The organism is Anaerocolumna chitinilytica (assembly GCF_014218355.1).
GTDB classification, from domain to species: Bacteria; Bacillota; Clostridia; order Lachnospirales; family Lachnospiraceae; genus Anaerocolumna; species Anaerocolumna chitinilytica.
Window position 1 is genome coordinate 4,094,023 of sequence record NZ_AP023368.1, and the last position, 14,184, is coordinate 4,108,206.

9 protein-coding genes are annotated in these 14,184 nt (G+C 36.6%); all 9 read right to left on the reverse strand.

Annotated features, from left to right (window positions below; translation table 11 throughout):
• Positions 1–64 precede the first annotated feature (64 nt).
• The 9 genes from bsdcttw_RS17785 to bsdcttw_RS17825 all read right to left on the reverse strand — a co-directional run bounded on the left by bsdcttw_RS17785 (position 65) and on the right by bsdcttw_RS17825 (position 14,056).
• Positions 65–1,261, reverse strand: a complete 1,197-nt coding sequence (locus bsdcttw_RS17785; RefSeq protein ID WP_185256164.1) for a phosphoglycerate kinase — start codon at positions 1,259–1,261, stop codon at positions 65–67.
• A gap of 166 nt (positions 1,262–1,427) precedes the next feature.
• Complete coding sequence (gene gap, locus bsdcttw_RS17790; RefSeq protein WP_185256165.1) at positions 1,428–2,441, reverse strand: type I glyceraldehyde-3-phosphate dehydrogenase; 1,014 nt, start codon at positions 2,439–2,441, stop codon at positions 1,428–1,430.
• 383 nt (positions 2,442–2,824) lie between these two features.
• The gene (locus tag bsdcttw_RS17795) at positions 2,825–3,109 is read right to left on the reverse strand and encodes a spore coat protein (RefSeq protein ID WP_185256166.1); all 285 of its coding nucleotides are present in this window, start codon (positions 3,107–3,109) and stop codon (positions 2,825–2,827) included.
• Positions 3,110–3,121: 12 nt separating this feature from the next.
• Positions 3,122–3,307, reverse strand: coding sequence for a hypothetical protein (locus bsdcttw_RS17800; protein WP_185256167.1), 186 nt, complete (start codon positions 3,305–3,307; stop codon positions 3,122–3,124).
• A gap of 134 nt (positions 3,308–3,441) precedes the next feature.
• Positions 3,442–4,884: a glycogen synthase GlgA gene (gene glgA, locus bsdcttw_RS17805; protein WP_185256168.1), complete on the reverse strand. Its 1,443-nt coding sequence runs from the start codon at positions 4,882–4,884 to the stop codon at positions 3,442–3,444.
• Between the two features lie 219 nt (positions 4,885–5,103).
• On the reverse strand, positions 5,104–5,907 hold the full coding sequence (gene spo0A / locus bsdcttw_RS17810; protein WP_185256169.1) for a sporulation transcription factor Spo0A: 804 nt from the start codon (positions 5,905–5,907) through the stop codon (positions 5,104–5,106).
• A 480-nt stretch (positions 5,908–6,387) separates the two neighbouring features.
• Positions 6,388–7,677 (reverse strand): SpoIVB peptidase, encoded by a 1,290-nt coding sequence (gene spoIVB / locus bsdcttw_RS17815; RefSeq protein ID WP_185256170.1) that lies wholly within the window; start codon positions 7,675–7,677, stop codon positions 6,388–6,390.
• 299 nt (positions 7,678–7,976) lie between these two features.
• Complete coding sequence (gene recN / locus bsdcttw_RS17820) at positions 7,977–9,665, reverse strand: DNA repair protein RecN (RefSeq protein ID WP_185256171.1); 1,689 nt, start codon at positions 9,663–9,665, stop codon at positions 7,977–7,979.
• A 491-nt stretch (positions 9,666–10,156) separates the two neighbouring features.
• Positions 10,157–14,056: an Ig-like domain-containing protein gene (locus bsdcttw_RS17825; RefSeq protein ID WP_185256172.1), complete on the reverse strand. Its 3,900-nt coding sequence runs from the start codon at positions 14,054–14,056 to the stop codon at positions 10,157–10,159.
• Positions 14,057–14,184 lie beyond the last annotated feature (128 nt).

The window sequence follows — 14,184 nt, forward strand, 5'->3', positions numbered from 1 at the left end:
CTTTTTCATCAAGAAAAGGGACTGTCAGGCATTTAACTCTGCCAGTCCCTGCTTCTTCCTATCATTATTTATCGTTAGCTGCTGCTACACCGGGAAGTTCTTTTCCTTCCAGGAATTCAAGAGAAGCACCGCCGCCTGTAGAGATATGTGTCATCTTATCTCCAAAGCCTAAGATATTTACAGCTGCTGCAGAATCACCACCACCGATGATTGTAACAGCATCAAGATCAGCAAGAGCTTTAGCAACTGCAATAGTACCTTTTGCGAAGTTTGACATTTCAAATACGCCCATAGGTCCATTCCAAACAACTGTCTTAGCATCTTTTAATGCGTCTTCATAGAGCTTGCAGGTCTTTTCTCCGATATCAAGTCCAAGCCAGCCTTCATCAATTCCTTCTTCACTGGTTACAGTCTTAAATTCTGCGTCATTATTGAATTCTTTTGCTTCTACTGTATCAACAGGAATTAAAAGTTTAACACCTTTAGCTGCTGCTTTCTCAATCATTTCTTTTGCATAGTCAAGGTAATCTGCCTCTAACATGGAGCTGCCGATTTCCTCACCCATTGCTTTCATGAATGTATATGCCATACCTCCACCAATGATAAGAGTATCAACTTTATCAAGCAGGTTATTGATTACAGAAATCTTACTGGAAACCTTGGAACCGCCAAGGATTGCTACGAAAGGTCTCTCAGGGTTATTTACGGCATTACCAAGGAAATCAATTTCCTTCTGCATTAAATATCCTACAACTGCTGTATCAACATATTTTGTGATACCTACATTAGAGCAGTGAGCTCTATGTGCTGTACCGAATGCATCATTCACGAATACATCACAGATGGAAGCAAGGTCTTCGCTGAATGCATCTACATTCTTTGTCTCTTCTGCTCTGTAACGGGTATTTTCAAGAAGAACAACATCTCCGTCCTTCATTTCAGCTACTGCCTTCTTTGCATTCTCGCCAACTACTGTAGCATCTGCTGCAAAAGTTACAGGCTGTCCTAACAGTTCTGTAAGTCTTGCTGCCACAGGAGCTAATGATAATTCAGGCTTGGGCTCACCCTTGGGTTTTCCAAGATGAGAGCAAAGGATAACCTTTCCGCCATCATTAATCAATTTCTTGATTGTAGGAAGAGCTGCTACCAGACGGTTTTCATCAGTAATTTTGCCTTCCTGTAAGGGTACATTAAAATCACAGCGAACAAGGACTCTTTTTCCTTTTACATTGATATCATCAACAGATTTCTTATTAAGCATAAAATTGCTCCTTTCAACTTTCAATATGATGTTACATATTAATATTGATGTATACATAAAAAGGGTCCGTATCTTTAAGAAGTCATGGGGTTCGGTAAACGTTCCTCGACTTTTTCAAAGACCGGACCCAAAATAGGATCAATAAATTATGAAATTACAGTTGGTATTATGCTAATTCAGCAAAATATTTGATTGTTCTTACCATCTGGCTTGTGTAAGAATTTTCATTGTCATACCAAGCAACAACTTTAACTAAAGTCTTATCTCCATCAAGAGGTGTAACCTTTGTCTGAGTTGCATCGAATAAAGAACCTTCACTAATACCGATGATATCGGAAGATACTAATTCTTCTGTTGTGTAACCGAAAGAAGCATTTGCTGCTGCTTTCATAGCTGCGTTTACATCATCTTTGGATACTTTAGTTTTGCAAACAGCTACTAATTCTGTGATAGAACCGGTAGGGGTAGGTACACGCTGAGCTGCGCCATCTAATTTACCTGCTAACTCAGGAATAACAAGACCGATTGCTTTAGCAGCACCAGTTGAGTTAGGAACGATGTTTTCAGCAGCTGCACGAGCTCTTCTTAAATCTCCCTTAGGATGAGGACCATCTAATGTCATCTGGTCACCAGTATAGGAGTGAATTGTTGTCATGAAACCTTTTTCGATTTCAGATAAGTCATTTAATGTCTTAGCCATAGGAGCTAAGCAGTTTGTTGTACAAGAAGCTGCGGAGATGATTGTATCTGCTGCAGTTAATGTTTTTTCGTTAACGCCGAATACAACAGTAGGAAGATCATCACCTGCGGGAGCAGAGATTACAACCTTCTTAGCGCCTGCATCGATGTGTGCCTGAGATTTTGCTTTGGATACATAGAAGCCTGTACACTCAAGTACAACATCTACTCCGATTTCTCCCCAAGGAAGATCTGCTGCATTTTTCTCAGCATAGATTTTGATTTCTTTACCGTCAACAACGATTGAAGATTCTTTAGCTTCTACTTTGTCTGCTAAAGCGTATCTTCCCTGTGCTGTATCATATTTTAATAAGTGTGCAAGCATCTTGGGATTTGTTAAGTCATTGATAGCTACAACTTCATATCCTTCTGCTCCAAACATCTGTCTGAATGCAAGACGTCCAATACGTCCAAAACCATTAATTGCTACTTTTACTGCCATTTTTATTCCTCCTAATTGTTAATTTATAATATGCTGCCATGATGCCCAAATCACTTTATGTAGGAGCGACAGCTATTAACCTACTTGATTGACAAATTTTTCTCAAACACATATTATTTTACCTTTTTTGAAGAAAAATATCAAGTGTAAAATAGAAAATGGTTTAAGATTAATAGATACTTCACAAAAACTTTTTTTGGATATATTTCTTTGTGCATTTTACCGCTTGCTAAACCACAATAGGTAATTATTAACACTCTCTTATGATGTTTACTGACCTTTAAACACAACTATTACCAGGAAAAGGAGCTGCCTTTGTAAGGAGGAAATACCTCTTTTACAAAGCAGCTTTCCATCCCGGTTTCATATTCTTCTTATATTATTTACTGACCGGACATACCACTCTGTGCACCCTGGCCGGAAACCTGGCTTGCAATTCCTCTTAAGCTGTTAATTTCTTCCGGTGTTGCTTTCTGAGAGGGAGGATAATAATTTTTATTTTTTGCTATTGTATATAATTCATGCTGGCAAGTCTCTGCATCATTTCTCATCTGCTGAAGTGTTTGCCTAAGCTCCTGATCTTCTGCTTGTGATATCATATCTCCAAGACTTTTTAATCCTGCATTAATTGAATTCAATGCATCTGTTACCATTGCCTGTTCCTGCATAATGAAACCTCCTTATTTAAGAAATTGAACTAATTTTTGTCTTTTCTGTTCAGCTGACTGTACTTCTTTTTGGAAAAACTGTTTTACATTAGGATCTGTGCACTGCTCCGCATAGGTCTGATATTTCTGTTTGTCGGATTCTCCAAAAACCAATAAATGTCTTAAATTTTGAACATCAAGTTTAGATAAATTACTCAATTCATTTTCCTCCTTTTACTAATTTAAGATAATGGCTACGTTTTAACACACTATCTGAAATTATTATCTCAAAGAGGACTCTATCTTATACAGGTTAAAAATTAGTAAATCTTGAAATGAATATGTTATATTCATCAGGATAACATATTCTGGTATAATTCTTCATACAAAAGTGCGGAAGTCTTCCAGGAATAATCCTTCGCCATTCCACGGTCGACTATTTTATTCCACTCCCGCTTTTTATTATAATAAATATTTTTTGCATAATTTAATATTGAAAGCATTTCATGGGCATTATAGTTATGGAAACTAAAACCTGTCCCGGTGTTTTCAAATTCATCGTAGGGTTCAACAGTATCCTTTAATCCGCCTGTCTCCCTAACAATCGGTACAGTGCCATAACGCAGGCTGATTAACTGACTTAATCCGCAGGGTTCAAATAATGACGGCATTAAAAAAGCATCACAGGCGGCATAGATTTTATGAGCTTTTTCTTCTGAAAAATAAATATTAGCCGATACTCTGTCTCCGTATTTCCAGGCATAATGTCTGAATAAATTCTCATACTTTCCTTCACCTGTTCCAACGATAACTAACTGTGTGTCTTCCGCACAGATATTTTCTATAACACAATCAATCAAATCCAGTCCCTTTTGATCGGTCAGCCTTGATACAATTCCGATCATAAATTTCTTAGGATCTACAGCAAGTCCTAATTCTTCCTGCAAGGCCCTTTTATTCTTCGATTTTTCTTTTCTAAAATTCTTGGAATCGTAATGAAATGGTATGAAAGGGTCTTTAGATGGGTCATATTCTTCATAATCTATACCATTAACAATTCCCAACAAGGAATTGCTTCTTGCCCTCATAAGTCCGTCTAGACCTTCCCCATAATAGGATGTCTTAATTTCTTCCGCATAGGTCTTACTGACTGTTGTAACAGCATCAGCGTAGGTAATTCCGCCTTTAAGATAATTTGCATCACCATAAGCTTCTAACTTATCCGGTGTAAAATAATAATCCGAAAGTCCTGTCACATCCTTTACTGTCTTTAAATCCCATACACCTTGAAATTTCAAGTTATGTATAGTCATAATAGATTTAATGCCCAAATAAAACTCATTATTTGAGAATATATCTTTAAGATATACAGGTATCAAACCGGTCTGCCAGTCATGGCAATGTATAATGTCAGGTTTAAAATCAATCTGGGGGAGTATGGAAAGTGCTGCTTTTGAAAAGTATGCGAACTTCTCAATGTCTTCATATATATTTCCATAAGCCGTATTTCCACAGAAGTAAAATTCGTTATCAATAAAATAATAATGTATACCGTCTTCAATAATTTCAAACAGTCCTACATATTTGTTCCTCCAGGCAAGATCCATATTAAAATTCAATTTATAGACCATCTTTTCTTTTAAGACTTCCGGTATAATCTTATAATTTGGAAGCACGACCCTTACATCAAACTCGTCTTTGTTGATATATTTGGGAAGAGCACCTACTACATCTGCCAGACCGCCTGTCTTTAAATATGGAACACATTCAGAAGCTACAAATAGTATTTTTTTCATAACTACCTCCGGAATATTAAGAAATCTGCCTTTCTAATCTCTATCATAGATACTTATCATCTGCTTTTCTGTAACCCTAGGGTACAATTTGATTATACATGATTTGCCACTTTTAGCAAAGTTTATTTTAAAATAAAAAACTGCTTCAGTAAAACGATGTTAAACAATCGTCCCCCTTTTACTGAAGCAGTGTAATTTCTAATAGTAAATAACTTACTACTAAGCTCTTAATTTATATTCTAATCTAATCTTATCAGCTATTAACGCTACAAATTCAGAATTTGTCGGTTTACCCTTACCGTTGCTTACCGTGTAGCCAAACAGCTCATCTATTGTATCCATCTTTCCTCTGCTCCAGGCTACTTCTATAGCATGTCTGATAGCTCTTTCCACCCTGCTTGGTGTTGTTTTATGCCTTTTCGCTATGGAAGGATACAACAATTTCGTAATAGAGTTCAACATCTCACTGTCATTCACTGACATCATGATTGCATCCCTTAAATACTGATATCCTTTAATATGAGCCGGTACCCCAATTTCATGTATAATATTCGTTACATCCGACTCCAGATTTCTTTCCTTATAGTCATCCTTACTTTCGTAAGTACTGACGCGGTGATTCTCAAATACTTTTGTATTATGTAAATCGCCTCTGATCTGCTTTATTCTGGTTAAAACCATGTTATTATCAAAAGGCTTCATAATATAGTAACTCGCACCAAGCTCAAACGCATTTTCTGTTACGCCTTCCTGGCCGATTGCTGTAATAACGATGAATGCCGGAATATTTTTGAAACTATCGTCGAGTCTTACTTTCTCCATTACACCTAAACCATCCAATTTAGGCATAATCAAGTCCAGAAGAACAACATCCGGCTTCTTATCTCTTATTACTTCCAGTGCATCAATACCATTATCAGCTGTCCCAACTACTTCAATATCAGAGTCTCCCTTCAAGATCTCTTCTAAAAGCTTTACGATTCTTTCATTGTCATCCACAATTGCTACATTGATCTTACCCACTTTGTTTTCCTCCCAAAATAATCCTTTTGCTTATAATTTTTGACTAACTTGAGTGATTTTAACCTCCTTTTTCACGACATGTGTGTGTAAATAGTTCATCCGTACTATATTATAACTCTTTATTGTTTCCAAGTCAATATTTTCCATATTCTTTGACAAAATCGCGACTTTTCCTATCGATTTTGTAAATCAACACAAAATATACAGCCTTTTACATAATATAATACAGATGAGCGAAGTCAATTTAAATAATCTGCAAATAATAACTTGTAAATTATTTACATGTTCATATTATATACATTAATTTCCATTTTATCAATTCTTTCTTATCGCAATTTACGACATACCGGCTTTTGTTTTGTGATTATTAGAGAAATAATATTTCTTTTTAAATTATTAAATTTTATCTTCTCTTTTTCTAATGTTATATCCTGTTGTTTTTTATTTGTACCGTTATATTTAGTCGATTGCGGTTAATTTTTACTTATCTGATAAATTATTCAGCATATTTTCTATAAATGTTCCATACCCCTTGGTAGAATCCTGTATGAATACGTGAGTAACCGCACCTATAATCTTTCCATTCTGGATAATAGGACTTCCGCTCATACCCTGGACTATACCTCCGGTTTTCTTAATTAATTCGGAATCTGTTATAGTGATTACCATCCCTTTATTAGGGCTTTGACTATTTAAATCAATCTTATCAATGTTAATTTTATATTCTTTAATTTGGTTTTCCACACAGGAAAGTATGGTGGCTGGACCGATTTTTATTTCCTGCTTCAAGCCTACCGGTAAAGCATCATGTGTATTGGCTCTTACAAATCCATTATTGATTTCCCCAAAAATTCCTTGGTTGGTGTTCTTGACAATATTACCAATCTTATCATCTTCATTTTGATTGATTAGGCCAATCAGTTCTCCCGGAACGCCTTGTTTCCCCTTTATAATAGTCATAATGTCAGCATTATATAGGTACCCCCTCTCTATTTCCATCAAAAGGCTGGTATCAATATCTGTAATCCCATGGCCCAAAGCCCCGAATTGTCCATCTTTTGTAATAAAAGTTAAAGTACCAATACCCTGTGTATTGTCTCTGATCCATGCGCCGATTTTATATTCCCCGTCAGCTGTCTTTACCGGTGTAATTTTGTATTCAGTTATTTTATCGTCTCTTCGTAAGGTAACTTTTATATCTTTTCCGTCACAATGTTGAATTTCTTCAATTAATTCTTCTTTATTATGAATAACAGTATCATTTATTTTTGTTATATAGTCACCGGTCTTTAATTTGTTCAGCGCAGGCTCATAATTCAACCCATCAGCGGCATTTATCACACCGGTTCCAAGAACCATAATACCATCTGTTTCGATATATATTCCAATAGGATTACCACAAGGAATTACCTCTTTCTCATCAATAACCCCAAGGTTAACTTCCTTAAAATTAAATAATCCAAATAGTTTCAAATGAATCTTATAGTTACCGGTACTGCTTGATTTTATAGTAAATGGCTTACCCAAATCTAATTTTATTAACCCCTTGGGAACAGTCTTATTATCCACACTCAATACATCTACATCCCCCGAAGTAACACTGCCCTCCATGGGAAGTTTAAAATTAAATTTTTCATTTTCTCCTACCATAATCTTTATAGAATCCGGAACACTGCTGTCCATATATCGATAAGTAAAATAAAACAACACGGTTATGTTTATACACAATGCCAGAATGAGTATTCTTCTATAAATTGATTTTTTACGCATAATATCAGCTCCCTTACGTATTCATCTATTTTTGTTATACCATACATATATTTTTAACCTTTATCCGTATTTTATTAGTCTATCTTTCTTCCATTTGATGTGGCTTTCACTCGTGACTTTATTGGCTGAATTCTTATCCGAAATACAAATTTTACAATTATTAATCTGTAAAGATACTAATGACACAAAATGGTAATTCAAATAAACCTATACAATATTGCAAATCAAAAAAGGATATACACTTTCAAGTGTATATCCTTAAATACTTGCCTTATTTAGTATGTGTATAAATTGCAATTTCAAACTCGTTCTAATTTGTTTTTTTTCGCAAGTTGTTTCATCTCCTCGGCACTCTCAAGAACAGTTTTTGTAATTACAGCACCACCAAGAATTCTCGCGATTTCCTCAATGGATTCCGTCTCATTTAACTGCCTGATATCCGTTTTTGTAGTCATTCCGTCAGTATTTTTTTCAATAATATAGTGTACATCGGCCATAGATGCTATCTGTGCCAGATGGGTGATACATATAATCTGGTGACTGCCCGATATCTGTGAGAGCTTTTCGGATACTTTCTGAGCTGTTCTTCCGCTGATACCAGTATCAATCTCGTCAAAAATTAAGGTTTCTATTTCATCCTTGTCCGCAAAAACCGATTTAATAGCTAACATGATTCTTGATAACTCACCACCGGAAGCAACCTTAGAAAGTGTTTTTAATGCTTCACCCGGATTAACGGATATCAGGAATTCTCCTTCATCAAACCCATCCTGCGTATAATAATCTTTTCTGGTTAATTCAATAGCAAATCTTACATCCAGGAAATTAAGATCAACCAAAGCTTCTTTTATCCTCTCCGACAATATCGCTGCATTTTTTCTTCTGATTTCTGACAACTTTTCACTTAGAGCTCTTACTTTCTTTTCTTGGTTATCTATATTAGCCTGTAACTCTTGTAAGGTCTCCTCGTAATGATAATACTGCTCTAATTTCTTCTCTCCCTCATCCACAACCTTTTTAATATCCTGTATGGTATTTCCGTATTTGGCTTTGAGATGATTTATAAGATTTAAGCGTTCTTCTACTTCTTTGAAATCTTCCTCATGATTACTTAAATCCGCCGTGTACTCTGATAAATTTCTGTTAAATTCATTAACAAGGGCTTCAAGGTCTAATATCTGTTGATAGAATCCTTTTAATTCATCGTCGTAATCCATCAGTTTTGTAAGCTGCTTGACACTTCTGCCAATCATATCACCTGCTGAACCGGATGTCTGATAGCCCATATGTTCATATACCTGGGAAAGTCCTTCTGCGATGATTCTGGCATTGGACAACTTCTTATATTCACTTGTAAGTTCTTCATCTTCTCCAATCCTTAAATTGGCTTCCTTAATTTCTTTTACTTCATACTCGAGATAGGAAATTTCTCTTAGCCGTTTGTCCTCATCTACTGTGAGCTGTGACATTTGCTTCTTTAAATCTGTTAAAGCATAATACTCTCTTGCCAGGTTCTGCTTAACGGCTGCGGCTTCCTCCTTCGCATAGCGGTCAATAATATCCAAATAGTTCTCTTTATATAAAAGTGACTGATGCTCGTGTTGTCCATGTATGTCGATTAGCAGTGCTGCAATTTCTTTCAGACTTTGCGATGTTACCGTTTCACCGTTTATTTTACTGATGCTCTTTCCATTTGTAATCTTTCTGGTTATGAGAATCTGTCCTTCTTCTATGGGAAGGTCCAAATCCTTCATCTTTTGTATCACTGCCCTGTTGTTTGATTCAAATAACAGTTCTACCAACGCATAATCCGCACCATGTCTTATAATATCTTTGCTTATCTTCCCACCCAGGCAGACATTAACAGAACCGATTATAATGGATTTACCGGCACCGGTTTCACCTGTCAGTATATTAAGGCCGTCTTTCAATGTAATATCTACTTCATCGATAATAGCAAAATTCTTTACATGTAAATTGAGCAGCAAGTCTCTTCCTCCTATAGGTTTGAAATTATATTACAGATCTTAGTTTAGCTATACGTTGCATTTAAATACTTTCAATCTGGCTGTATCCCAGACAAACCAAGTATGGGTGGGATTTTGTTTTAAATTAATTAAATTGTATGGTAAAGAATTGCATTTAACAACATCCAGAATAAGCTTACACAAAACATATGTTCTTATTAAGTTTAGCATAAGTTTATTATTTGTGCAAGAAATTTTAATTATCAGAATAAATAACCGATAATTTTTCTAACAATACTAAAATGTTTGAATGGTTGAATCATAAATGGGAAGTATTAGAAGATTTAATTCATTTGGGAGATATAAAAGAAAACACACTCACAGAATATTGCAGATAGAACATAGAAATATCATGTATACAGCCCGTAGACATATTAAATCCTGCTGTCTATAGGCTGTATACTATGAAATTAAGAAAAATTAAGCATTAAATTTTAAATTATTTTATATCACTATTTTATTTTGGTAACAGTTAATTTACAGGTTAACCGCCTTCCGTTTACAGTAGCAATAATTGTTGTTGTACCTACTCTTCTGGTACTAACTTTACCATTGGTGACAATTGCAATACTTGAGTCAGCAATATCCCAAGTTACACCGCTTGTAATTCCTAATACCATTAATGTATAGTCTGAATACTGCTCCAGTATTAGATTGGTTGTATTAAGTCCGACAACTGTGACTTTTGTAGTTGCTGTTTTACCGGATTCTGTCATTACAGTAATATTGGCGATTCCAGGTCTATTCGCTGTCAGTCTGCCCTCAGTTGTAACTGTAGCGACAGTTTTGTTGTCACTTGCCCAGCTTGAATAATCAGTTGAAGTGGAAGGATTAAGTGCCTTCTGAAGAACTGCAGTTTCTCCCACAACCATAGTAAGATTCTGATTCAATATGGTTACGCTGTTAGCCGGAACTCTTGGCTGCACGATTACATAACTGATCGCATATCTTCCGCTGCTATCTTTTGCTGCTGCCTTTATTGTAACATTTCCAGCCTTTAAGGCTGTAACTTTACCGGTGGAGTCAACGATTGCAACTGATTCATCACTGGATTTCCAGGTCACAGTTCTAAATGTTGCGTTGGTAGGCTTAACTGTTGCCTTTAATGAGAAATTTCTGCCCACAACCGTTGTTACCGATGTTCGATTTAGTGTGATATAGGAAGCATTTCTTACAACTCTAATTGCAACTGTATCCTTTTCACCGCTTCCGTCTGTTGCAGTTACTGTAATGGTTGCTGTACCTATTATTTTGCCGGTAATTTCACCTTTTTGGCTGACTGATACAACTCTTGAATTACTGGTAGCCCATTTTAGCTTTGGATTGCTGGCGGCATTGGTTTTTACCTTCGCTGTCAGAGTATAGGTCTTACCAAGGCCAAGCTTATAGCTGGTTTTATTTAATGTTACACTTGTAACTCTTTCTATAACAGTTACCGTACAGAATGTGGTAAACTTACCGTCAGTTGTTTTACAGGTGATTACTGCTGTGCCGCCTTTTATTCCCTTAACTCTTCCGTTGGAGGAAACTGTAGCTACACTGGTCTTTGAACTTACCCAGATAATAGATTCTTCACTGGCAGCAGAACTTGGTTTAATGGTAGCTTTTAAGTCAAAATAATCGCCGATGACTAACTTCTTTTCCGTATAATTTAACTGCAGGCCGGTGGCTTCAGCTTTAACAGTAATATTACAATAAAGTATACTTCCCGTAGAAGTGGTAGCTGTAATCATGGTTTTTCCGACAGCTTTTGCAGTTACAGTACCATTTGCATCTACTGAGGCGATTGCTGCATCCAAAGAATTCCAGGTCAGTGTATAATCTGTTGCAGTTGCCGGTGTAGGTGTTACTTTTATAGTATAGGTCTTTCCGATGTAAAGCTCCAAACTGGTTACATCGAAAGCAAGACCCGTTGCTTTTTCTTTTACCGTGATGGTACAGGTGGACATATAAAGCCCATCTGCTGTTCTTAAGATTATTACCGCCGTACCGGCTGCTACTGCTTTTACATTTCCCTTTGAATCAACGCTTGCGACACTGGAATCTGTTGTACTCCAGGTAACATCGGTATTGGTTGCGTTGGCAGGTGTAATTGTATAAGAAAGTTTAGTGGAATCTCCGGTATACATTACTTTCTTGGAATCATCCAGCTTAATGGCAGTGATAGAAATTCCAACTGTCAGATTACATACAGCTGTTACGCTGGGGTCATCTACCGAGGTTACAATAATAGAGGTGGAACCAGAAGCCAATAATGTGACAAGGCCTGAGTCGTTTACCGTAGCAACTGTAGGATTCGTGGATTTCCAAGTTACGTTTGTATTCGTAGCATCACTGGGTGTAACAGTCGCCTTAAGCTGATAAGTTCCCACTGACTTTAATAAACTTAGATTCGTAGCAGAAAGTGAAATACCTGTAACTCTTTGTTTTACAGTTACCTTGCAGGTACCTATAATAAAGTTTTCTGTATTAATCGCAATAACCAAAGCTGATCCGGCTTTGTCTCCAGCCTTAATATTTACAAATCCGCCATTGCTGTTTACTACATTTACAATGTCTGTGTCCGTACTTATCCACTTAACCGGAACAGACTGTAAATTGGTAGGATCATAAACAACATTTAAAGTTGCCGGTTCTTGTTTATTCAGAGATATTTCAGAAGGACTAATATCAATTTGTGTAACTGTATTACTAACCGTAATTTTACAGACGGCTTTTTTAATAACTCCGGTGCTTGTCTTAATAGATGCTACGATATATGCCGTACCTGCACTAACACCTTTTACTACAGCCTGTGTTCCATTTGCAGTTACTGTTGCTATCGAGGAAGCGTCACTGCCGTTATTTGCGTTGGTCAAACTTGACCAGGTTACAGTTGAGTTACCGGTTACTATGGCCTCTAAATCCAGTGTTCCTTGCACATAGATATTAGCCTCTGTCAGATTGAGTGAAATACCATCAATCACTGTAAGATTCATCGTAAATTTGTTACCAGTACTATTGTCTATAACTTGTATAACGGCATCTCCGGCACTTTTTGCTGTAATTATACCATTTACAGAAACAGACGCAATGGTAGCATCGCTGGATTTGTAACTATAACTATACTGAGCCGTATTTAAATATTGCGTTACATCGTAGGTATCACCAACACTCATAACCATATAAGCCGGAATGGAAGGAACAACATTAAAATCCAGCTCCACATAGGGTATACTATTTCCTTCCGGACCGGTTTCAATCTTATCTGGCACATACATTGAATCCAAATATCCCAAGATTGCGTAACTTCCCGCTTTTGCGTTGTTTACGGTGAGGGTATTATCAACCAGACTTGGTGTAAAAGATATAATCCCGTTAGGGCTGCTAATCGGTGTCAAGGATAACAATCCATTAGAGGTTGTGGTTCTATAATAAGCTCTCCATATGAGCTTGGAAGCATTCGCAGCATTTGTATAGAAGGTCGTGGTGCCGCTGATATTCCCAGGAACTTTCAAGTGATTTGTAAAATCAGAAGAAGAATCTTCACTTACGGTATGAGAAACCGAACTAACCTTAGGTTTCACAAGGACTTTAAAACTTGCAGTCAGCGGTTTGGGCACACTGCTATCTCCGGAAGAAGTATTGGTGGTAACTGTTATTTTTGCAATTCCAGCACCTTCAGACTTTATCTTTCCTCCTGTAACACTAGCCACTTTCGGATCTGAACTTGTAATAGAGATCGCATTGTTCGACAGTAATGTGGCGGTATCCAAACTGCCGCCGGATATGCCATCGTAGGATAGAAAAACGGTCTTTGTATCTCCAACCACATCAAATAACATTACTTTATCATCATAAGCATTTCCACTGCTGATAACACTTGTAAGAGTTTGATCGTCTACTTTAAAATTAACGATAATTTTAAGTAAATAAGCATAGTGACCACCATTGATATCATCATACATCAATGTTAATGAAGCATATCCCGGTCCATTTACTTTGATTTTTGCACTCAAACTGTCTTTATCAATATTCGTTAAGGAAATAACCTTAGACTCAGTACCACTCTCTGTGACCGAACCATCAGTATTGATAGAGTATATCTTACTATTAACAACCCATTTTACGGTTCCAGGCTTAAAACTGCCAACCGATATAGGCTGTCCGTCTGCTCCTCTTAAATAAATACTTGGCGCTGCAGTTCCAAGAATGACTTCATCATCAGGATTACATATCTTTGAATCAACTACAAATTGAACCCCGCCGGCTGCTTTGACCTCATTTGTAGACATAGGCTGTAAAACTGTTGTTACTACTATTATCAGGCAGCATACAACAGCCATCCACCGTTTCATAAATATTTTCTTCATTCTGACCTCCCTGTCGCATAGTTCCTGCTTTTAGTACATATACATATATCGTCATAATATATGATTTTTCTTATATTTTTCTAACTTAAATTTAATGCCATGTTTTGTCATTTATGTGTCAGGCTTTT

Excerpts from the sequence above, each read along its gene's own strand:
- bsdcttw_RS17825 (WP_185256172.1), bottom strand. The coding sequence starts at position 14,056 with ATGAAGAAAATATTTATGAAACGGTGGATGGCTGTTGTATGCTGCCTG.
- bsdcttw_RS17795 (WP_185256166.1), bottom strand. The coding sequence starts at position 3,109 with ATGCAGGAACAGGCAATGGTAACAGATGCATTGAATTCAATTAATGCA.
- spoIVB (WP_185256170.1), bottom strand. The coding sequence starts at position 7,677 with ATGCGTAAAAAATCAATTTATAGAAGAATACTCATTCTGGCATTGTGT.
- gap (WP_185256165.1), bottom strand. The coding sequence starts at position 2,441 with ATGGCAGTAAAAGTAGCAATTAATGGTTTTGGACGTATTGGACGTCTT.
- glgA (WP_185256168.1), bottom strand. The coding sequence starts at position 4,884 with ATGAAAAAAATACTATTTGTAGCTTCTGAATGTGTTCCATATTTAAAG.
- bsdcttw_RS17785 (WP_185256164.1), bottom strand. The coding sequence starts at position 1,261 with ATGCTTAATAAGAAATCTGTTGATGATATCAATGTAAAAGGAAAAAGA.